This is a genomic window from Pseudarthrobacter sp. BIM B-2242 (genome assembly GCF_014764445.1).
Taxonomy (GTDB): domain Bacteria; phylum Actinomycetota; class Actinomycetes; order Actinomycetales; family Micrococcaceae; genus Arthrobacter; species Arthrobacter luteus_A.
On record NZ_CP061721.1, the window covers coordinates 2,270,961 to 2,291,807 of the forward strand.

Consider the following 20,847-nt stretch of genomic DNA (forward strand, 5'->3'; position numbering starts at 1 on the left):
GGCCCCTCGTGGCAACTCCCCGTCTCGTCTTCGTTCACCGGCGCACCGAGCTCCAGGAATTACTGGACCGGCACGCCACCCGGGGCCAGGCCGAATTCTTCCTCCGCACCCGGGGCCGCAGCATCCACGACGTCCAGGAGCGCCATGACCGGCTCACCGCTGCCCTGGCCTCCCTCCGGGCCGCGGTCCCCGCCGAATGGCGGCACGCTGAAGTGGAACGCGCGGACCTGAGCCGGTTCCTGCTCACCCCTGAAGACATCATTGCCGTGGTGGGTCAGGACGGGTTGGTGGCCAACGCGGCGAAGTACCTTAGCGGCCAGCCCGTTATAGGAGTCGACCCTGAGCCGGGAATCAATCCGGGTGTCCTGGTCCGGCACTCGCCTCAGGCTGCGGCAAGACTCCTGCAGCGCGCGGCCCTGGCCGGGCCGGTGGAACAGCTGCGCTGCCAGGAACTCACAACGGTAACCGCGCGGCTCGACGACGGTCAGGAACTGTCGGGCCTCAACGAAATATTCATTGGGCACGCCTCGCACCAGTCTGCGCGTTACCGGCTCACCACACCGGGCGGCCAGGCAGAGCGCCAGTCCTCGTCCGGACTGATCGTTTCCACCGGGACAGGCGCCACAGGCTGGTGCGCATCAATCGCCCTCGAACGCGGCGGACGCCCGCTGCCGGCACCCACGGACGCCCGGCTTGCATGGTTTGTCCGCGAGGCATGGCCCTCTCCCGTTACCGGCGCCTCCCTGACCGAGGGTGTGCTGGCGGCGGGGGAAGGACTCCGCATCACCGTGGCCTCCGACCGGCTGGTGATCTTCGGCGACGGAATGGAAGATGACCGACTGTCGGCATCATGGGGCCAGGAAATCACGGTGCAGCTGGGCGAGAGGCCGCTGCGCCTGGTGGCGTAATCCTTCTACGCCGCCCTCACCGGGCTCATCCGTGGGGGGAAGTCACGGCGTGCCACTGCCCGGGACTAGGCAGTAGGCTTAGCGAGGTCGGCTGCAATGTGATCCGTCCAGGCATTGACGTCCGCCCAGTTCCGCAAGTCGCCGAATCGGCCGCCCGCAAGCCGGAACACGATCCTGAGCGGTGCCGGCATCTGATCGGACTGGTACACACCGGAGAAGATCACGTGGCCGCGAAGCGGAACTTCCGGGGGCAGCAACTCCCCTACTCTTTTCAGCTGGAGTGCCGCAGCGTGCTTGCGGAACGGCTTTGGCAAAGCGTCGGCCATTCCTACGCTGAAGGCCCAGACAGGACGTGTCGCCAGCTCGGGTGCAAGGCGGCTGAAGAACGCCGCGGCCGGGGACAGCCATGCCTGGTTATGGATGGCGCTGCCCACTATGACGGCCTCATAACCGGAGACGGACTCCACCTCTTCCACGGAACGGCATTCGACAGCGTCCACGGCAGCCGCAAGACGGGACGCCATATGTTGGGCTATCTCCGCCGTGGAACCCAGCCCGCTCGCGTAGGCAACAAGGACAGTCATCGCAGCCTCCTTCGCTTCCCAGTCTCACGGAAGCCGGCCGGTTCGAACGTGCCATAAGTCCCGCCGCGGGATTGTTATTCGGGCGGGTAGTCCTGCATCTGCGAAACGAGTACTCACTACTCGTGTATCGGCCCCTGCCTTCCTCCTAGTGTGGACATCGGGGCCGGCGGTGTGTGGTGCGTACCGAGACCGTGCGCACTGCCCCCAGCCACCGTCGGCCCCCTTTACTCGCTCAGCAGTGCACAGGAGCGTTGAACATGAACGATCCAACAGCCCGAGCCATCTCAGCGGTATCCGGCCGTGCAGCACGGCTGGCTTCGATCCCCTCTTACCAGCGCGTTGACGCTTACCTCAGGGAAACCAACGCGCGCCGGAAGAGCCACGCGGGAGGCTGTGATTTCACGCTTGGCAACCCGCACCAGATGCCGCCGGACCGCTACGTCAATACGCTGCGCGAGGCTCTCACCCCGCTGAACGACCAATGGTTCGCCTACCAGACCAACGGCGACGCCGCCCGGGAGGCTGCCGCGGAATCCCTCCAGCAACTGCTCGGAGTAGCATTCCGCCCCGAGGACATTTACCTCACCACCGGAGGCTTCGCCGCGATCGCGTTGGCGCTGAAAACCGTAGCCGATCCGGGCGATGAAGTTATCTACAGCCTGCCGCCATGGTTCCTGTATGAGCCGCTGATCCTTGAAGCCGGCCTCGTCCCGGTGAAGGTCAACATCGACACAACGACGTTTGATCTGGATCTCGACGCGATTGAGGGTGCCATCACTGAGCGGACAAGGGTTCTGATCGTCAATTCACCCAACAATCCCACGGGAAGGATATATCCGCCCGAGCTGCTGGTCAGGGTGGCAGAACTGCTGGAGAGGGCCTCGGCACGGATCGGACGGCGGATCTACCTGGTCTCGGACGAGGCCTATAACCGGATTGTGTATGACGGCCTGCGCTTCCACAGCCCGGTGGAGTTCTACCCGCACACCCTGCTGGCCTACTCCTATGGCAAGACCCACCTCTCGCCGGGGCAGCGCGTGGGATATTTGGCGCTGCCGCCTACGCTGCCGGAGCGCGAGGAGATGGGACCGGCCATCACCGGCCTGCAGGTGGCCATGGGCTGGGTGTATCCGAACGCCCTGCTCCAGCACGCGCTTCCCAAGCTGGAGCAGTTCACCATCGACGTCGGCCAGCTGCAGCGCCGACGGGATCGCCTGATCGATGCGCTCGGCAGCATGGGGTACCGTGTCTGGCGCCCGGAGGGCACGTTCTATCTCTATATTCCTTCGCCGACTCCGGACGACGTGGCGTTCACCGAGTCGCTCGCCGGACGGGACGTTTTCGTATTTCCGGGTGTTTTGTTCGAGACGCCGGGCTTTTTCAGGATCTCCCTGACCGCCAACGAGGACATGATCGAACGCAGCCTGCCGGCCTTCGAAGCGGCAATGAAGGGAAGCCATGCGTGATTCCTGACCGCGAAACGTGACCCGGGAAATTAGTAAGCCTTACTTACAGTTCGGATCTAGACTTGACCATGGAGACGGTGCCAGCGGTTGTTCTCGTTATCGGCGTGGCCATCGCATGGCTGGGCATCACGGCCTTCGTCATCGTGCGGTTCCGGCGCAGGAGGAGTGGATCCTCGCTTGTACGGTCGGCGCCGGCTTCCGGTGAACTTGCCGGCAAACGTCGCGGCAGGACGCCTCGCCGCGTACGCGTTGTCGCCGGCGACAGCACCGTGACTTCGGCGAGGCGGCTCAGCCTGCGAGTCAGGAAAGTCCGCCGGTAAGCCCTGCGGGAACCCCCTCCAGGCAACACTGTCCGGGCCGCACGTTCAGTCCTTGGGCCGGGGAAGCAGCCCCCCGATGAGTCCCGCGAGGGCTGCCGGCAGGGCGATGAGAGCGGCGATCTGTGGAGTCAGCGACGGTGGCGTCATGATCATCGTGGCCAGGCCCACCAGTGCTGCCGGAGAGGCAACGCAGAGGGTGACCCACAGCGGGTTGCCCCGGATCTGGGACCAGACGGCTGCTGCCAGCGATGCGGCAGAACCGGCGAGCATCAACAGCCTGCCCACCCGCACCCGCTCGATGAACTCCGGGCCGGGCACGTCCGCCAGGAACGCCGTTCGTTCCAGGGCAGCACCTGTGACAACGATGGCGACCAAGACCAACGCCGCCCACGGCAGTGACCGGCCCTTCCACCATGGAAGGACGACATAGCGTTCGTTGCCGTTTTGCGAACTCATCACAAGGCGAGCCTAGCGGCCCCGGCCTGGCGCGGCACGCAACGCTGCCTGGCTGGTGCAGGCAACGCACAGCCTTGCGGCCACCGAAAATTCATCCCGGTGTCATCCCGGGATGCTAGTGTCCGGCCATGGATGAACTGATGCTGGTACCCGACGCCGTTGGCGCCCGGGATTTGTCGGACCGGGCTGGATTCGATGTCAATTTCCTCGGGCTTCCGGTGCCCGTGCCCCCTTTGGCAGGCGTGAAGACGGTCCTCCTGCCCTACACACACTTCTCCGTTTTGATGCGGTTGGACAAGCGGCTGGCCGCGGTCACGGCCCTTGGGATCGACGGGCAGAGGCTTATGGATCTGGACCGGTCCGGCATCAGGTGGCGGCTGGATCCCCGGCTCACTGAAGACCAGCAAACCGGTGAGCGGCTCTACGCCCGGAACGACCTGGACCGCGGGCACCTCGTGCGGCGTGCCTCCGCTGTCTGGGGTGCCACGCGTGACGAGGCAGCACAGGCGAACGAGGACACTTTTCACTACACCAACGCTGCACCGCAGGCGGCGAAGTTCAACCAGGGCCTGGATCTGTGGCTTGGCCTGGAGTCCTACCTGCTGGAGCATGCCGCAGATTACGGCCGGCGGCTGGTTGTGTTCACCGGGCCCATCTTCGGGGATACCGATCCGGTGTACCGGGGCGTGGATATTCCGTTGCTGTTTTTCAAAGTGGCCGTGTTCCTCCAGGACGGTGAACTCTCCGCCACCGGCTATGTTGTGGACCAAACACCGCAGCTTGCCGATTTGCCTGACGTGCCGCAGCCCGGGGCAGTCGACGAGGCTCCCCCGCTGGGTCCGTTCCGGACTTTCCAGGTCCCCATCCGGGACATCGCGGCCCTGACGGGCCTGCACCTTGACCAGCTCATAGCGGTGGACCGGATGCCCATCGCGTCAGAACTGCCCACCGCCCGGGTCACGTCGACCTGGCGGAGGCTCCTCTCCCCCGAGGACCTGGACCTGGACTTCGACCTGAACGGCGACTAGGCCCTGCTGCCGCCCATGCTAAGACCACGGGTTCCCGGCCGCCTGGCGGCGGGATTCCCTGACGTGGGCCATGGCGGGCTCCCAGATGCCGAAGGCACCGGCGATGTCTTCCCCGGTGCCAGTGCCGATCAGATGCCCGACCTGCCGTGGGCTGAGGCCTGGCATCCGGTGCCCGTGCGCGGCTGCTACGGCGAGCGCCGTCGAGATCCGTTCAATGGCCTTCCAGTTCGCGTCGGCGACGGAGAGTGCTACCGCCAGCACGGCCGGATCGGCTTCCGCCGGCTCGGGATGGCCGCCGGCGTACGGGTCCGAGGATCCCGCTTGGTATTGAGCCCAGATCCACTCCGCAGCGTGCTGCACCGGAGTACCGGACCTTGTTGCGAGCACGGCTTCGGCTGCGGGACCGGTCCAGCAGAGCAGAGCCCAACTGAAGTGATCAGGCACGCGCTTCAGTCCAAGCGGAGTACCCCGGCATACCTCCCCGGTCACTGCACTATGCAGGGACAGCCCGGCTGCGTAGCACCCCACAACATGCCCGGCGTTGTGGACGGCGGCGGTGAGCGGTTCGTTAGGGCTCTGGTACGGCCCGACGGGCAAGGTCACGGATTCCCCTCTGACTGATGCCGGTGCCCGGTCCGGGCAGGGCAACCTCCGCCACCTGCGGATGAGGCCACCATCGAACCGGGGAAAGCCGCACGGCAGACGGGAACAAGCCACGAAGGGCAGACTGGAAAGGGTCCGCGGTGCAGACCCGGGGCCACCCCGTGCCATCGCTCCGGGGCTGCCGAACTTCATTTTAGGTCAGGTAAGAAGCTCCGGGAAGAGTGCATGGAGCCTCTTGGTGCACTCGGCTGCAGCCACACAATTCAGCCGCCAGGGAAGTGGACCCAAACCCGAGGGGCCCTCAAGGGGGCCATAACACTATTCACCGCTGTTCCGTTATTCACTGCGGTGAGCGAAATCACTCAATGTGCAGTGCGGCGGACGCAGTAGGTACTGTTCTCCGGGTGCTAAAGGACAAGAAACATATCACTGCCTCCGTAATTACCCTCACCCTGGCCGGTGGACTGCTGATTGGCGCGTCCACCCCTGCCGGCGCCGCCTCCTGGCCTGTGGACTGGTGGAACTGGATCACGGCCAGCGAACAGTCCCCGGCACCTGCGACGCCTTCCGCAGCTCCAACCGCCTCGACGCCCGCAACCGCTCCGCCAACGTCCGCTCCTGCAACGTCGTCTCCCGCTGCGGTTCCCGCGGCTGAGGCGCCGGTTCCGGAAGAGTCGGCTCCCGTGCAGGTTCCGGTGCCCGCAGCTCCGGCACCGGCGCCAGCGGTCCAGCCCCCCGCCCCGGCACCCGCTCCGGCTCCAGCCCCGGCTCCGGCCCCCCTTCCGGCCCCGCCGGCTCCCGCGCCTCCGGCAGCGGGTGGCGCGCCGTCCAACGCCGTAGCGCAGCGGTCCTTCGAGCTCGTCAATCAATACCGGGTAGCCAACGGCCTCGCCGCGCTGCGCTACAACGCCGGTCTCGCCAGTGTGGCGCAGAGCTGGTCTAACACCATGATGAGTGATATTAACGCCCAGGGCAGCGCCGGCTTCCGGCACAACCCGGACGCAGCCGCCCAGATCCCGTCCGGCTGGACCCGTTCCGCGGAGAACATTGCGGTAAACGCCGACGCCGATGCGCTGTTCGCCGCGTGGAAGGCCTCCCCGGGCCACAACGCCAACATGCTCAACGCCGGCCTGACCGACTTTGGCTTCGGCTCAGCCCGGCTCGCCTCCGGCTCCCCCTACGGCGCGCAGTTGGTTGCCACCCAGAACTTCGCCACCTACGGGAAGTAAGCAAAGGAACGACGGCGGCCAGCCGCCGTCGTTCCTTGTTGGTCACGCAACGTGCCGGTACATCACATTGAGACCCGAGAATTGGCATCCACGCTGCCCGGTACCGAACTGCTCGAAGCCGAGCTCCCTCAGGACCTGACATCATAAACCCGGCTAGCCTCGGAGGCGCCCAACTCTCACGTAGCTCCTGCCCGGGCTTCCGGCGTACGGGATAGTGCGAGCGCCCATCCGCCGGCCACACCAATGGCGAGCAATACGGTCAAGAACCCGATCGCTTGTGCGCTCGCCCATGTCAGGGCGTCACCGTACCGCAGCAGGGCAATCGCCTGCAGAATAACGAACACAACGGAGGTCAGGGCCACGGGGCGAACGGTGCGGCGGTCGCCGCTCAATTGGCCCTGCGCGGCAGACCAGCCCAGACCGACCAGCCACGCTCCGACCGCCCTCGCAGTGAGCTCGGACAAGGGCCACGGCCACCACGTCGCGGCCTGAACAGGAACTGCCAGGAGCGCCACGCCATATACCAGCAGCACCCCGGCGATTCCCATCAGGAGCAAGCGGAGCGCGGTAGGCAGCACCGGACGTCGCGCCGCCACGGCCTGTGGGGCAAGACGCCGGGACCGGAGTTGCATCCAGCTGATCACGAGCATCGCCACGGGCACGATGGCATAGATTGCCAGCCACGCCCAGGTGGCAACTTGGGCAAGGGGGGCAGCGTCCGGCGACAGGTGGAAGCGGTCGAGATGAAGCAGAGTGACTCCCAAGGTCAATGTCGTGAAGACGAACACGGGCCAGACCGCCAGCCTCGCTGACTCCCAACCCGCTGAGCGGGCGCCGGTCACCTCCAGGCCGGCGCTCGACCAGTAGGCCGCCCCGAGGAAAACCGCGGTCATGGGCGGATTGACTGTCCACGCGAACCATTCCGCTGTCCGGAGCGGAAACACGAATAACACGAGCCCGGCGAGAAACACCAGAAATGCAGCGACGTAGAGCAGCCAGCGCATCTGCGGGATCAACGGTGAGATTTCAGTTGATGCGGCCATCACCGGGCAGCTCCTCGGGTGCGGCTGTCTCGCCACTGGCCGGGGGCGGGGCAGGCAGTGGGTTTTCGGCCAGGTACGCGTGAAGCATAGAGACCACCGTGGCACCGTCCCCCACTGCGGTAGCCACTCTTTTGATCGAACCGGACCGCACATCTCCGATCGCGAATACGCCAGGCATGCTGGTTTCCAGCGCCAATGGCTGCCTGCCCGGTCTGATGGACGCGGCGTCGCCGGCCTCCCGGCTGGCCCCGGTACGCAGGAACCCGGCCGGGTCGCACTGTATGGTGCCGGGCAGCCAGGAGGTCCGCGGCACCGAACCAATCAGCACGAACAAGCCGCCCGCTTCGATCTCCTCACCCGGGGTTCCGTCGGCCGCTCCGGACGCGGCGACCCTGACGGCGGAAAGGAACCCGTCCTGATCGCGGGCCCCCACCAAGGCCGTGCTGTAACGGATAGAAACATTCCGGGTGGCCTCCAGCTGGGCTATGAGGTATTCCGACATGCTGACCGACAGAGTGGGTCCGCGCACCAGCAGCGTCACCTTCTTTGCGTACTTCGCAAGGTGCAGAACCGCCTGTCCGGCCGAGTTGCCGCCACCCACCACACAGACGTGCTTTCCGGCCATCGACGGCGCCTCGGAGACTGTGGCCCCGTAGAAAACGCCTCTGCCGACCAGATTCTCAAGCTGAGGTATGCCGAGGCGACGGTAGTCCACGCCCGTGGCCACCACAACGGCACGGCACCGTACGACGCTACCGTCGGAAATCGAGACTGCGTACAACCCCCTGTCTACGCCGAGCCCCTCCACCGTCCGCATAAACAGGAAGTCCGTGCCCAAAGTCCAGGCCTGGTGAAACGAGCGGTACGCCAGGTGGGCGCCGCTCACGCCGCGGGAGAAGCCCGGGTAGTTGCGGATCAGTGAACTGGTGCCGGCCTGGCCTCCTACAGCTTCTCCCTCCACCACCATGGTGGAGAGGCCCTCGGAGGCGGCATACACTGCGGTGGCCAGACCGGAGGGACCGGCTCCGACCACCACCACATCGAAGATCTTGTCCGCCGGCGGCGGCCGCGTCACCCCCATCGCTTGGGCGATCTCCAGGTCACTCGGGTTCTCGAGGACAATTGGTGAAGCGGTGAACTGCAGCACCATGACGGGCAGCACGGGATCGCGCAGGCCTACGCTTTCCAGCGTCCGTTCCGCCGTCTCGGACCCGGCAGGGTAGAAGCCGACCGGAATGTGGTTCCGGCTCAGGGAGTCGCGCAACGTATGCGTCCTTTCGTCTCCCATCTCCCCGATCAGCCGGACCGCCTCGAACCCGACCCCCTGGGCCAGGTGCCAGTCGTCGAGGGCGTCGGTAATCGCCCCATGGAATTCTTCATCGCGCGATCGTTCGGGACGGATGATCATCAATTCGGCGTACCCCTGGGCGATCGCCCGGAACACAATGGGGGCGCTCGCGAAATCCCCCCATATCACCACCACACCACGCTTGGCAGCCGGGTGAAAGCCATAGGCACGCCGCAGGAACTCGAGTCCACCGTGGTCATCCGGTCCGTAGCATCCGAGGATGAGGGCAACCTGGCGCTTCCAACGCCGCAGACCCTCAAGCACCGCCCGTCCGTGGGCGTAGTCGGCGCAGGTCACCACCTCGTAATCGGCCCCGTACCGTCGGCGTAACTCATCTCCGAGAATGCGCCGGGAGGCCGGGTCCGTGGTGGCAATCAGCATGACCGGAACCGAGTGATCCATGGCCGCCGTCTTTCGGTTCAATGGTTCGGTGGCGCCCACGATACTCGCGCTGGGACAGTGGGGACAAGAGCGCGGGGATTCTGCCAGAATGGCTCCCGACGGCGGGGCAAGCGGATGTCCTGAGCCGACCCGGAGCGAAGGAATGGAGCATCCTATGAAGGACCACGCCATTCCGGGAATCAGCCTCACCGCCACTCCCAGTGGAACCGGTTGCCTGGAGTGCCTTGACGGTGACGGCCCGGGATGGTGGCTGCATCTTCGACGCTGCGCCCAGTGCGGCCACATCGGATGCTGCGATTCTTCCCCGTCACAGCATGCCAGTGCCCACGCGCGCACGGTCGGCCACCCGGTCATGAGGTCGTTTGAGCCCGGGGAGAGTTGGTTCTACGAGCACACCACAAAGAAGTTCTTTCGCGGCCCCCGGCTTCCGGATCCTCAGTCCAGGCCACCGGAGCAGCCGGCGCCTGGCCCGGCAGACAAGGTCCCCGCAGACTGGCGGGAGCACCTACACCGGTAACCGCGGCTGCAGAATGGTTAGGCTGGGTGAATGGCAACAGTTATTCTCGTACGGCACGGCCGCACCACAGCCAATGCCACTGGACTGCTGGCCGGCAGGGCCGCCGGTGTCAGCCTGGACCAGGTCGGGCGCGGGCAGGCGGCTTTGACCGGAGAGCGGCTCGCGGCCGTGCCCGTAGTGGGGGTGGTATCGAGCCCTCTCGAGCGTTGTCAGCAGACGGCCCGGTTCATCCTTGACCGCCAGGCGGGCACGCCGTACGCGCCGTTGGAATCCGATCTCACCGAGTGCGATTACGGCCAATGGCAGGGCCGCACGCTCAGTGAACTCGCCACGGAAGATCTGTGGTCTGCTGTGCAATCGCAGCCGTCCGCCGTCACTTTTCCCGGCGGTGAATCCATGGCCGCGATGCAGGCGCGGGCGGTAGCAGCAATTCGACGTCACGATGCCGCTTTCGAAGCGGAGTACGGGCCAGGAGCCGTATGGGTGGCGGTGAGTCACGGTGACGTCATCAAATCGGTTATCGCCGACGCGCTCGGCCTGCACCTCGACCTGTTCCAACGCATTAATGTGAACCCGGCCTCCGTCTCGATCGTGCGTTACGGAGCCAGCAGGCCGAGCGTCTACGCGACCAACACCGACGCGGGAGATCTGTCGTGGCTGTCAAACGGCATCCGCTCTGCCGACGCGCCGGTGGGCGGCGGTGCAGGACAAACGGCGCCATGAAGCTTATATGCCTAAAATGCTCATATGCATACACGTGTTCATGAGTTTGCCTGGCCTGATCGGGTCGTCGTTGGCACCATTGGCCTTCCGGGGGCACGCACGTTCTACCTGCAGGTGCGGGCGGGGACCCAGATCGTAAGTATCGCCATGGAGAAGCAGCAGTCGGCACTGCTCGCCGATAAAATCGACGAAATCCTGGACCACCTACTCGCCGTCGAGGGCAACCCCCACAGCGTTCCCACCAGCACGCCCATTGAATTGGTTGACAATGACCAGCTCGAGGCCGTTCAGGAGCAGTTCCGGACCGGCGCCATCAGTTTAGGTTGGGACCCGACAACGGCGCAGGTGGTGATAGAGGCCTACCCGATCACCGATGCTGACGCTGATGGCAACGACGAATCGCTTGATGAGGATGACGCTGACGTGCCCGAAATGCTGCTGGTGCGGATGCCGGTTGGCACCGCCCGCGCGTTCGCTAAGCGCACGCGTGAGGTTGTGGGCGCCGGGCGTCCCGCTTGCCCGCTCTGCGGTTACCCCGTCGACCCCGACGGGCACGTCTGCACTCAGCCCGAGGCCTGATGCCGGCGCCCGACCTGTTGACCGCCGAGCTGACGCTCACCGGACGCATCACGACGGCGTCGAACGCCACCTTCCTGGGCAGCATCGGGGACACGACAGTCGTCTATAAGCCGATAGCAGGGGAGAAACCGCTGTGGGATTTCCCGAGCGGCTTCCTTGCCCACCGGGAGGTTGCCGCCTACCTGGTTTCGGAAGTTCTCGGCTGGAACGTGGTGCCACGCACCTGGCTGCGGGACGGCCCGTTCGGCGAAGGGATGGTGCAGCTGTGGCAGGAGACAGACCCCGGGCAGAACCCGGTGGACCTCGTTGCGTCTGACGCTGTGCCGGAGACCGGCTGGAAACAGGTCCTCGAGGGTCAGGATGAGAATGGACGGATGGTCGCCCTCATACACGAGGACTCTCCGGCGCTCAGGCGCATGGCGGTGTTCGACGTCGTCGTGAACAACGCTGACCGTAAAGGCGATCACATCCTTGCCATGACGGACGGGCACCGGCACGGCGTGGACCACGGTCTTACCTTTCACCGCGACCACAAGCTGCGCACGGTGCTGTGGGGGTGGCTGGGAGACGCTCTGACCGCCGAGGAACTTGCGGGCATCGATCGCGTCAGCGACGGACTGGACGGTGAGCTGGGCCGAAACCTGGCGGACCTGCTCAGCGCCGATGAAATTGCCTCGGTCGCCGCGCGCTGCGCCCGGGTGCGCCTGGCGCGTCGGTTCCCGGCTCCGAGCGGTGAGATGTCGGCGGTGCCCTGGCCGCTGTTCTAAGTAAATCGAGTACTACAGTGGATGCATGGCTGCCAGCCGCAATCCGCTCGATGACCTGCGCGAAACCATTGGTCACCTGACCGATCAGCTCAGGCTGCACGGTTCGGAGCGCGTTGATGACCTGGTCGGCGATCTCATCGGCGGGAGGCCCGGGCCTGCCCGGCCGCTGTCCGAGGTGCAGGCCGAGCTCGATGCGCTGGTCGGACTGGAGACCGTGAAGGAACAGGTGCGGGCGCTCGTGGCACTGCTCCAGGTCCAGGCCCGCCGTAAGGCGCACGGCCTGCCGGAGGTGGCCACATCACAGCATCTGGTGTTCCTCGGAAACCCGGGCACAGGCAAGACCACCGTGGCGCGGCTCCTGGCCGAGATGTACCGCGCGGTCGGTCTGCTGCAGAAAGGCCACATGGTCGAGGTCGACCGTTCGGGCCTGGTGGGACAGTACGTCGGCGCGACCGCCATCAAGACGGACCGGGTGATCCGGCGTGCGCTGGACGGCGTCCTGTTCATCGACGAGGCCTACGCGCTTGCCCCGGAGGACGGCCGGATGGACTTCGGCCCCGAGGCGATCGAGATCCTGCTCAAGAGGATGGAGGACCACCGCCACCGACTGGTCGTGATCGTGGCCGGGTACCCGCGGCTGATGGAGTCCTTCTTGCTCTCGAACCCCGGACTGCGCTCCCGGTTCGCCCGCGAGATTACGTTCCCCGACTACTCGGTCGACGCACTCCAGACGATCTTCCACCAGATGCTGGCCCAGCACGAGTACACTCTTGGGCCGGGTGCGGACCAGATACTGCGTCGCATCTTCACCGGGCTCCACGCGGGTGAGGACTCCGGCAACGCACGGTTCGCCCGCACGCTGTTCGAGCAGGCGCTCAACCGCCAGGCGCTGCGGCTGTCGCTCGACGAGGAACAAAGTCTCGACGCGCTCGATCGTGAGGCCGTCATGACGCTCACCGCGGACGACATCGTCGAGGCCGCGCTGGCCTTGGGCGAGAAGCCGGAACCGGAACCGACGCCTGAACCTGAGCGGTCACGCTGGTGGCGCTGGCTGGTCTGACCGGATCCGCGGCGGCTGTCTGGCCGGGGCTGACCCGCCGGGCCGGTGAGGTTCAGCGGGAGATGGCTCCCAGAGTTTGCTTTGACAGGGACGCATGGTCTGAGAGTATCCAGAGCCACGCGCCGGCGGTCACCACTCCTATAACCAAACCTCCCAAGAGCCCAGTGACGAGGTGCTCGGTTCGCCAATCGCCCCCGGAAACAAGGACACGGCAAAGCCACAGCCCGACGGACCAGGATAAGGCGGATGCTGCCAACCAGGTGAGTCCATACCGTGCAGGCCAGCGAACCGCCCACCACTGCAGGGCCCCAATGACCAGTCCTCCCAAATTGAACATCAGGGGCAGCGCGACGCTGTCGGGAAACGTGTCTCCTACGGCGTGGATGAGCCACAGGGCAAAGGTACTTACTGCCGCCCAACGCCAGGAGTTCGGGATGATCTTCCGGATCAGATACCTCTGGCTGATCCCCACCAGAATGCCGGTCCCGAGCCCGTTGACCACGGCACCGGCGATTCCTGCCCAGCTAAACGCCTCCCCGTTGTTGGGCGGAAATGAACCTGGAAAGTGGAAGATGATGCCGGAAATGCCGTAGGCGGCCACCGTGATCAGGAACCACGAAGCTGCATAAAGCCTAGCTTTCCGAGCCGATACCGCTTCCACCTCACGCCTCCTACCGGCCAGTCCGGCAACGAGTGTCGGCGGTGCCGCGCCAGATGGGGACCAGGAAGCCCTCCAGCTGCTTCTCAATCTGGAAGGCGCGCTGGTCCTCGCCGACGGCGGCTAGAAGTCCCAGTCGTCATCTTCAGTGTTGACAGCCTTGCCGATCACATAAGACGAACCGGACCCCGAGAAGAAGTCGTGGTTCTCGTCGGCGTTCGGTGACAGCGCCGACAGGATCGCCGGGTTCACGTCGGTGACGGAGGCCGGGAACATCGCCTCGTAGCCCAGGTTCATGAGAGCCTTGTTGGCGTTGTAGTGCAGGAACTTCTTGACGTCCTCGGCCAGGCCCACGGAGTCGTAGAGATCGTGCGTGTACTGGACCTCGTTCTCGTAGAGCTCAAAGAGCAGCTCGAACGTGTAGTCCTTGATCTCCTGCTTGCGCTCCTCGGACAGGCCTTCGAGGCCCTTCTGGAACTTGTAGCCGATGTAGTAGCCGTGCACGGCTTCGTCGCGGATGATCAGGCGGATCAGGTCAGCCGTGTTCGTCAGCTTGGCGCGTGAGGACCAGTACATCGGCAGGTAGAAGCCCGAGTAGAACAGGAAGGACTCCAGCAGGGTGGAGGCCACCTTGCGCTTCAGGGGGTCATCGCCCTGGTAGTAGTCCATCACGATCTGCGCCTTCTTCTGAAGGTTCGCGTTCTCGGTGGACCAGCGGAATGCCTCGTCGATCTCCTTGGTGGAGGCCAGCGTGGAGAAGATGGAGGAGTAGCTCTTTGCGTGCACCGACTCCATAAAGGCGATGTTGGTGTACACGGCTTCTTCATGCGGTGTCAGCGCATCCGGGATGAGCGACACAGCGCCGACGGTGCCCTGGATGGTGTCCAGCAGGGTCAGGCCCGTGAACACGCGCATGGTGAGCTGCTGCTCGTCCGGCGTCAGCGTTGCCCACGACTGCACGTCGTTGGACAGCGGGATCTTCTCCGGCAGCCAGAAGTTGTTGACCAGGCGGTTCCAGACGTCTACATCCTTGTCGTCCTGGATGCGGTTCCAGTTGATCGCCTCAACATGGCTGAGAAGCTTTACTTTTTCTGTCATGACTCCGACTCGCTTTCTGAAGAGAGACTTGGTTTGGCTGAGTCCTCGACGCAATACTTGCAGTCGGCTTTCTCTACGCCTTTATTGATGTGATGTCTGGTGTGGGCACTGCGCTGGCTGGACGGCATCGGACGGCCCTTCCGTACTGCTGACATCTTCGCACGCGTCTCCGCGCTGGCCTTCTTGCCGAAGTTGGGGTTGCCCGCACCTTTCTTCGCTTCCGAAAGTGCCCTACGGGTCTCTTCGCTGACCGTATGCCCAAAACCCGGGTGGTCTGGACCGAACTTCCCAAAGTTCGGGTTTTCATCTCCCGAATACGAGCCCTTACGGTCTTCTGCCCACCTTCTGCGCTGCTCTACGGTGTGCTTTCCGCCGTAAAACGGATTTTCAGCTCCTGGCCGGCTAAGACCCTTTCGGCCCGTTGACCGCAACCGGGCGGCTTCGCGCTGCGCTTCCGTCCAGACAACACCGGTCGGACCGAGTCCTCCATCCGCAAGGTTTAGCAGGCGGTCCCCTTCGCGTCGCAGGTAGCTGATCCAATCAATCTCGGCCTGGCCAAGCTCAGACAGGCCTTCGATCCAATCAAGCTCGTCTGCGATGACGTCTGCAGGGTCCTGCTTTCGGAGCCAATCATAGAAGGGTGTTTTGCGTCCTTCCGCGGCCACGCGGAGGTGCTGATGGAAACGACGACTGGCCGTCTTTGTGGTGATACCGATATAGCGGTACTCAACTTCCCGCCGAAGCCGGACGCCGTAGACCAAGCCGCCCGCCGTCGTCGTTTCCATCATTTTCATCCCCTCGTGAAAATCAACCGATTCTGATTGTCAGAGCATGCATGAAACGCAGTTGTCCACCTCGGTCCCTTCCAGCGCGAGCTGGCGGAGACGGATGTAGTAGATGGTCTTAATGCCCTTCTTCCAGGCGTAGATCTGGGCCCTGTTGATATCGCGCGTGGTGGCGGTGTCCTTGAAGAACAGCGTCAGGGAAAGGCCCTGGTCCACGTGCTGGGTGGCGGCGGCGTAGGTGTCGATGACCTTCTCGTAGCCGATCTCGTACGCGTCCTGGTAGTACTCCAGGTTGTCGTTGGTCAGGTACGGCGCCGGGTAGTACACGCGGCCCAGCTTGCCTTCCTTGCGGATCTCGATCTTGGACGCCACCGGGTGGATCGAGGAGGTGGAGTTGTTGATGTAGGAGATCGAGCCCGTGGGCGGCACGGCCTGCAGGTTCTGGTTGTAGATGCCGTGCTTCATGACCGAGGCCTTCAGCTCGCGCCAGTCATCCTGGGTGGGGATGTGGATGTTCTTGAACAGCTCCGCAACCTTCTCAGTCTGCGGCACCCACTCCTGCTCCGTGTACTTGTCGAAGAACTCGCCCGAGGCGTACTTGGACTTCTCGAAGCCGCCGAAGGTTTGCCCGGTCTGGATGGACAGCAGGTTGGAGGCGCGGATGGCGTGGTACACCACCGAGTAGAAGTAGATGTTGGTGAAGTCCAGGCCCTCTTCGGAACCGTAGTGGACCCGCTCGCGGGCCAGGTAGCCGTGCAGGTTCATCTGGCCCAGGCCGATGGCGTGGCTCTGGTCGTTGCCGCGGGCGATGGAGGGCACCGAGGTGATGTTGGACATGTCCGAGACAGCGGAGAGGGACCGGATGGCCGTCTCGATGGTCAGGCCGAAGTCCGGGCTGTCCATGGTCTTGGCGATGTTCAGTGAACCCAGGTTGCAGGAGATGTCCTTGCCGGTCTGGTCGTAGGACAGGTCATCGTGGTACGTGGTGGGCTGCGAAACCTGGAGGATCTCCGAGCACAGGTTGGACATGATGATCTTGCCGTCGATCGGGTTCTCCCGGTTCACGGTGTCCTCGAACATGATGTACGGGTAGCCGGATTCGAACTGGATCTCGGCGAGGGTCTGGAAGAACTCGCGCGCCTTGATCTTGGTCTTCTTGATCCGGGAATCGTCCACCATCTCGTAGTACTTCTCGGTGACCGAAACGTCGGAGAACGGCATGCCGTAGACCTTTTCGACGTCGTACGGGGAGAACAGGTACATGTCCTCGTCCTTCTTGGCCAGCTCGAACGTGATGTCCGGGATGACTACGCCCAGCGAGAGGGTCTTGATGCGGATCTTCTCGTCCGCGTTCTCGCGCTTGGTGTCCAGGAAGCGGTAGATGTCCGGGTGGTGCGCGTGCAGGTACACGGCGCCGGCACCCTGGCGGGCACCGAGCTGGTTGGCGTAGGAGAAGCTGTCCTCGAGGAGCTTCATCACGGGGATGACGCCGGAGGACTGGTTCTCGATCTGCTTGATGGGGGCGCCCACTTCGCGGATATTGGTCAGCGCGAACGCCACACCGCCGCCGCGCTTGGAAAGCTGCAGCGCGGAGTTGATGGAGCGGCCAATCGATTCCATGTTGTCTTCGATGCGGAGCAGGAAGCAGGAGACCAGCTCGCCGCGCTGCTTCTTGCCGGCGTTCAGGAACGTGGGCGTGGCAGGCTGGAAGCGGCCTTCGATGATCTCGTCCACCATCTGCAGCGCGAGCTTTTCGTCGCCGCGGGCCAGGTGCAGGGCCACCATGCAGACGCGGTCCTCGTAGCGCTCCAGGAAACGCTTGCCGTCGAACGTCTTCAGTGTGTAGGACGTGTAGAACTTGAACGCGCCCAGGAAGGTCTCGAAGCGGAACTTCTTCTTGTACGCGCGGTTGTAGAGCTCGCGGATGAAGTTCATCGTGTACTGGTCGAGCGTTTCGCGCTCGTAGTACTCGTTCTTAACCAGGTATTCGAGCTTCTCTTCCAGGTCATGGAAGAAGACGGTGTTGTTGTTCACGTGCTGCAGGAAGTACTGGTGAGCGGCCTCGCGGTCAGCGCCGAACTGGATCTCCCCGTTCGGGCCGTACAGGTTCAGCATGGCGTTGAGCTCGTGATAGCCCAGCCCCTTGTAGGCAGCCGGCATCTCGGGCTTCTCGACGGCGGCACTCAGCTTTTCAGCTGCTGCGCCCTGGCCTTCGGCCCTGGTTACTTCTGTGTCTGCGACAGTCGTGTCCAAAACGTGTCCAATCCATTGTTTACGCGGGCCACGTCTTCTGGCGTGCCCATAAGTTCAAAGCGGTAGAGCCGGGGTACCTGGCATTTCGCCGCGATGATGTCCGCGGCCATGCAGTAGTTGTCCCCAAAGTTTGTGTTGCCTGCACCGATGACCCCGCGGATCAGTTGCCTGTTCTGCGGGTTGTTCAGGAAGCGGATGACCTGTTTGGGTACCGAGCCCTCTCCCCCGGTGCCACCGTAGGTGGGCACCACCAGCACGAACGGCCGGGTGGCAAGAAGGGGTGCGTCCTTCGCATGGAGCGGAATCCGTGCCAGCTCCCGTCCCAGCTTCGCTACGAAGCGGCTGGTGTTCTCGGAGGTGGAGGAAAAGTAGATGAGCTGGCTCTGCGTGGTGACAGGCGGTACCTGGGCCACTTGGGCCCCGGCCACTGCCAGTGCTGCCACGGGAGTCACCTCATGTGAGTGTTGGAAGATTGCCGGTTGGCGGAAAGCGGTGGCCTCAGGCCACGGAGGAAACGGCAGACAGTGCCAGTTCCTCGATCTTGTCAGGGCGGAAGCCTGACCAGTGGTCCTGGTCCGTGACCACAACAGGTGCCTGCATGTAGCCCAGCGCCTTCAGGCGCTCGAGTGCATCGGCGTCCTGTGAGATGTCAACGCTCTGGTAAGCGATGCCATTTTTGTCCAGCGCACGGTAGGTGGCGTTGCACTGCACACATGCAGGTTTTGTGTAAACCGTAACGGTCATGGTTCCCTGTCCCCTTTATCGAAATCTACGCTCGTCTTTGTCCCGCCCAAGCTGTACGTCGATACTACATGTAGTGCAGACGGCTCTTCGGAACCCCAAGATGATGTATTACAAGTATGTCATTTTATGCACCTTTAATCCACAGGCGGAGGCCTTCAAAATGTCCGGATTCCAGCGTTTTTTGCAGACGAAATCCACACCCTGTGGAGTACTTAGCCACAATTAACGCCCTGCGTGTCGCCTGGTAGACGGGCGTGTCGCACCCTCTGGCCAGGCCCTGTCAACGAGTCCCGGAACACTACATGTAGTGGCCCATGACATCCGACGAGGCGCGGAACAGGGTGCCGCGCCTCACAGGCTCAGCCTCTCGCCGCGAGGTTGTCCCGGATCTCCCGGCGCAGGACTTTGCCAATGAGCGAACGCGGCAGGGAATCGAGCACCACTACCCGGCGCGGCACCTTGTAGGCAGTCAGCTGCTCCCGGGCAAAGGCCAGAAGCGCATCAGGATCGATGGTGGAGCCCGGGATCGGAACCACGGCGGCTACGACGTCCTCGCCGCCGCCGGGCCGCGGCAACCCCACCACGGAGACCTCCGCAACGCCGGGGAAGGTGGCGATGACGTCCTCCACCTCGCCGGGCGAAACGTTGAACCCGCCCGTGACGATCAGTTCCTTGATCCGGTCCCTGATGGTCACGAAGCAGTCATCATCCACCGAGACGATGTCCCCTGTGCGGAACCAGCCGCCGTCGAGCAGGGAATCTTCAGTCTCTTCCGGACGGTTCCAGTATCCGGCGAACACCTGCGGCCCGCGGATCAGGAGTTCCCCTTCCTCGCCCGGGGCACGGTCCAGGGCCACATTCTTCGGATCCACCACCCGGATGTCCGTCAGCGGGAAGGGCACCCCCACGGTGCCGGGCTTTCGGCTTGGTCCGAAGGGGTTGCCGATGGCGATGGGAGAAGTTTCGGTCAGTCCATAGCCTTCGATGAGGTGGCCTCCGGTCGCCCTCTCCCAGGTCTCCACAGTGGCTGTGGGCAGGTTCATGGCCCCGGAGATGGAGAAGCGGATGCTCTCCAGCCCGATGCCGCGCTCCGCGGCGGCAGCAGCAAGACGGTCATAGATCGGCGGCACGGCGGGTAGGAAGGTCGCGGGAGACTTCCTGTGAGCCTTCAGGACAAGGTCCACGTCGAACTTGGGGAACAGGACCAGCTTCGCGCCGATGCTGAGGGCGAACGTCATGCACAAGGTCAGGCCGTAAGCATGGAACATCGGCAGCACCGCATACACGGTCTCCCTGCCATCCTTCAGCCCGGGAACCCAGGCCCGGCCCTGGGCGGCGTTGGCCTGCAGGTTCGCGTGGGTGAGCATGGCTCCCTTGGGCAGGCCAGTAGTGCCGGACGTGTACTGAAGAACAGCAAGGTCCCGGGCAGTGGGACGCGGCTGCTTCTTCTTGAGCTCCCCGGCTTCGAGGAGCTGCCGCCATGGCAGCACCGGGCGAACAACGGGCGCTGGCCTACCCCTCGGCTCACCCCTGCCGACCGTGAGGGCGGCGCGGGCCTTGCGGGCGGCGGGTATCGGGAGCTTCAGCGCCAGCCGCTGCGGCAGTGGCATCGCGGGGATGAGTTCCACCGAGACAATGGTGCGGAGTCCGACGTCGGCCGGCAGCTGACGGACCCGCTCCACGGCCTTGTCCCAAACGATCGCGACGGCGGCCCCATGGTCTTCGAATAAGTGCCGCAGTTCCCGGTCCGTGTAGAGCGGATTGTGTTCGACCACCACAGCGCCGAGACGCAGCACGGCGTGAAAGGCGATCACGTGCTGCGGGCAGTTCGGCATCACGAGGGCCACCCTGTCACCGGCTTTGACGCCCAATTTCTTCAGGCCGGAGGCGGCCCGGCTGATCAGTTTTCCCAGCTCACGGTAGCTGGTGCGTGCGCCGAAAAACTCAAGGGCAGTTTTGGAACCGTAGCGACGCACGGACTGGTCCAGGAGGTCCACCAGTGATCCCTTGGGCAGCTCCAGATCCGCCGGCACACCCGGCCCGTAGGAACTCGTCCACGGGCGCTCACTCCAGGGCTGCCCCGGCTGTGACGCGCCACGCTGCCCCGCCCCGCCGTCGGACGCCTTCCTTGTGATTCTCTTCATCATCAGTCCTTGCCGCTGGAGTCTGCGAGCTTACCTGCGCGCCGCAAGAAGCCTACCGGTGCGGCCTGCAACGCCCGGCCGAGCAAGGCCGGGACGGTCTTTACCAGCGGTCTCGGTTGAATGTCAGACCCC

General features: G+C 64.3%; 22 protein-coding genes. 10 read left to right on the forward strand and 12 right to left on the reverse strand.

Features of this window, described 5'->3' with window-relative positions:
• Positions 1–8: 8 nt before the first annotated feature.
• Complete coding sequence (locus tag IDT60_RS10385; RefSeq protein ID WP_191079031.1) at positions 9–908, forward strand: hypothetical protein; 900 nt, start codon at positions 9–11, stop codon at positions 906–908.
• 65 nt (positions 909–973) lie between these two features.
• Here the strand turns inward: IDT60_RS10385 and IDT60_RS10390 are convergent, their stop codons facing one another.
• Positions 974–1,492, reverse strand: a complete 519-nt coding sequence (locus IDT60_RS10390) for a flavodoxin domain-containing protein (protein ID WP_191079032.1) — start codon at positions 1,490–1,492, stop codon at positions 974–976.
• A 257-nt stretch (positions 1,493–1,749) separates the two neighbouring features.
• Here IDT60_RS10390 and IDT60_RS10395 point away from each other — a divergent pair, with 257 nt between their 5' ends.
• Both IDT60_RS10395 and IDT60_RS23215 read left to right on the forward strand, forming a co-directional pair.
• Positions 1,750–2,958 (forward strand): aminotransferase class I/II-fold pyridoxal phosphate-dependent enzyme, encoded by a 1,209-nt coding sequence (locus IDT60_RS10395; RefSeq protein ID WP_191079033.1) that lies wholly within the window; start codon positions 1,750–1,752, stop codon positions 2,956–2,958.
• A 68-nt stretch (positions 2,959–3,026) separates the two neighbouring features.
• Positions 3,027–3,278, forward strand: a complete 252-nt coding sequence (locus IDT60_RS23215) for a hypothetical protein (protein ID WP_164199451.1) — start codon at positions 3,027–3,029, stop codon at positions 3,276–3,278.
• Positions 3,279–3,323: 45 nt separating this feature from the next.
• Here the strand turns inward: IDT60_RS23215 and IDT60_RS10400 are convergent, their stop codons facing one another.
• Positions 3,324–3,734: a hypothetical protein gene (locus IDT60_RS10400; protein WP_191079034.1), complete on the reverse strand. Its 411-nt coding sequence runs from the start codon at positions 3,732–3,734 to the stop codon at positions 3,324–3,326.
• A 128-nt stretch (positions 3,735–3,862) separates the two neighbouring features.
• Here IDT60_RS10400 and IDT60_RS10405 point away from each other — a divergent pair, with 128 nt between their 5' ends.
• On the forward strand, positions 3,863–4,762 hold the full coding sequence (locus IDT60_RS10405) for a DNA/RNA non-specific endonuclease (RefSeq protein WP_191079035.1): 900 nt from the start codon (positions 3,863–3,865) through the stop codon (positions 4,760–4,762).
• 18 nt (positions 4,763–4,780) lie between these two features.
• On the opposite strand, the gene IDT60_RS10410 is transcribed toward IDT60_RS10405, so the two are convergent.
• Positions 4,781–5,365, reverse strand: coding sequence for a hypothetical protein (locus IDT60_RS10410; protein WP_191079036.1), 585 nt, complete (start codon positions 5,363–5,365; stop codon positions 4,781–4,783).
• Positions 5,366–5,769: 404 nt separating this feature from the next.
• On the opposite strand from IDT60_RS10410, the gene IDT60_RS10415 reads away from it, so the two are divergent.
• The gene (locus tag IDT60_RS10415) at positions 5,770–6,594 is read left to right on the forward strand and encodes a CAP domain-containing protein (protein WP_191079037.1); all 825 of its coding nucleotides are present in this window, start codon (positions 5,770–5,772) and stop codon (positions 6,592–6,594) included.
• Between the two features lie 176 nt (positions 6,595–6,770).
• Here IDT60_RS10415 and IDT60_RS10420 read toward each other — a convergent pair whose 3' ends face one another.
• Both IDT60_RS10420 and IDT60_RS10425 read right to left on the reverse strand, forming a co-directional pair.
• On the reverse strand, positions 6,771–7,637 hold the full coding sequence (locus tag IDT60_RS10420; protein WP_191079038.1) for a hypothetical protein: 867 nt from the start codon (positions 7,635–7,637) through the stop codon (positions 6,771–6,773).
• Positions 7,621–9,387: an FAD-dependent oxidoreductase gene (locus tag IDT60_RS10425; protein ID WP_191079039.1), complete on the reverse strand. Its 1,767-nt coding sequence runs from the start codon at positions 9,385–9,387 to the stop codon at positions 7,621–7,623. Before IDT60_RS10425 ends, IDT60_RS10420 begins: the two co-directional genes overlap by 17 nt.
• Before the next feature lie 154 nt (positions 9,388–9,541).
• Between IDT60_RS10425 and IDT60_RS10430 the strand changes: the two genes are divergently transcribed.
• The 5 genes from IDT60_RS10430 to IDT60_RS10450 are packed head-to-tail and all read left to right on the forward strand — an operon-like array spanning position 9,542 to position 13,033.
• Positions 9,542–9,904: a UBP-type zinc finger domain-containing protein gene (locus IDT60_RS10430; RefSeq protein ID WP_191079040.1), complete on the forward strand. Its 363-nt coding sequence runs from the start codon at positions 9,542–9,544 to the stop codon at positions 9,902–9,904.
• A gap of 30 nt (positions 9,905–9,934) precedes the next feature.
• Positions 9,935–10,627, forward strand: coding sequence for an MSMEG_4193 family putative phosphomutase (locus IDT60_RS10435; RefSeq protein ID WP_191079041.1), 693 nt, complete (start codon positions 9,935–9,937; stop codon positions 10,625–10,627).
• Between the two features lie 24 nt (positions 10,628–10,651).
• A complete protein-coding gene (locus IDT60_RS10440) occupies positions 10,652–11,206 on the forward strand; it encodes a DUF3090 domain-containing protein (protein WP_191079042.1) in 555 nt (184 codons plus the stop codon).
• On the forward strand, positions 11,206–11,973 hold the full coding sequence (locus IDT60_RS10445; RefSeq protein ID WP_191079043.1) for an SCO1664 family protein: 768 nt from the start codon (positions 11,206–11,208) through the stop codon (positions 11,971–11,973). Before IDT60_RS10440 ends, IDT60_RS10445 begins: the two co-directional genes overlap by 1 nt.
• A gap of 25 nt (positions 11,974–11,998) precedes the next feature.
• Positions 11,999–13,033, forward strand: a complete 1,035-nt coding sequence (locus IDT60_RS10450) for an AAA family ATPase (protein WP_191079044.1) — start codon at positions 11,999–12,001, stop codon at positions 13,031–13,033.
• 52 nt (positions 13,034–13,085) lie between these two features.
• Here IDT60_RS10450 and IDT60_RS10455 read toward each other — a convergent pair whose 3' ends face one another.
• The 7 genes from IDT60_RS10455 to IDT60_RS10485 all read right to left on the reverse strand — a co-directional run bounded on the left by IDT60_RS10455 (position 13,086) and on the right by IDT60_RS10485 (position 20,715).
• Entirely contained in the window at positions 13,086–13,694 is a 609-nt protein-coding gene (locus tag IDT60_RS10455; protein ID WP_191079045.1) for a hypothetical protein, read from the reverse strand.
• 120 nt (positions 13,695–13,814) lie between these two features.
• Entirely contained in the window at positions 13,815–14,789 is a 975-nt protein-coding gene (nrdF, locus tag IDT60_RS10460) for a class 1b ribonucleoside-diphosphate reductase subunit beta (protein ID WP_191079046.1), read from the reverse strand.
• Positions 14,786–15,577, reverse strand: coding sequence for an NUMOD3 domain-containing DNA-binding protein (locus tag IDT60_RS10465; protein WP_223883681.1), 792 nt, complete (start codon positions 15,575–15,577; stop codon positions 14,786–14,788). The genes nrdF and IDT60_RS10465 overlap by 4 nt, the downstream gene beginning before the upstream one ends.
• A 36-nt stretch (positions 15,578–15,613) precedes the next feature.
• The gene (nrdE, locus tag IDT60_RS10470) at positions 15,614–17,734 is read right to left on the reverse strand and encodes a class 1b ribonucleoside-diphosphate reductase subunit alpha (protein WP_191081905.1); all 2,121 of its coding nucleotides are present in this window, start codon (positions 17,732–17,734) and stop codon (positions 15,614–15,616) included.
• Between the two features lie 62 nt (positions 17,735–17,796).
• Positions 17,797–18,270, reverse strand: a complete 474-nt coding sequence (gene nrdI / locus IDT60_RS10475) for a class Ib ribonucleoside-diphosphate reductase assembly flavoprotein NrdI (protein ID WP_191079047.1) — start codon at positions 18,268–18,270, stop codon at positions 17,797–17,799.
• A 55-nt stretch (positions 18,271–18,325) separates the two neighbouring features.
• Positions 18,326–18,571 carry a glutaredoxin-like protein NrdH gene (gene nrdH / locus IDT60_RS10480; protein WP_191079048.1) on the reverse strand — a complete coding sequence of 82 codons (246 nt, stop codon included), beginning with the start codon at positions 18,569–18,571 and terminating at the stop codon, positions 18,326–18,328.
• 359 nt (positions 18,572–18,930) lie between these two features.
• Positions 18,931–20,715 (reverse strand): long-chain-fatty-acid--CoA ligase, encoded by a 1,785-nt coding sequence (locus tag IDT60_RS10485; RefSeq protein ID WP_191081906.1) that lies wholly within the window; start codon positions 20,713–20,715, stop codon positions 18,931–18,933.
• Positions 20,716–20,847 lie beyond the last annotated feature (132 nt).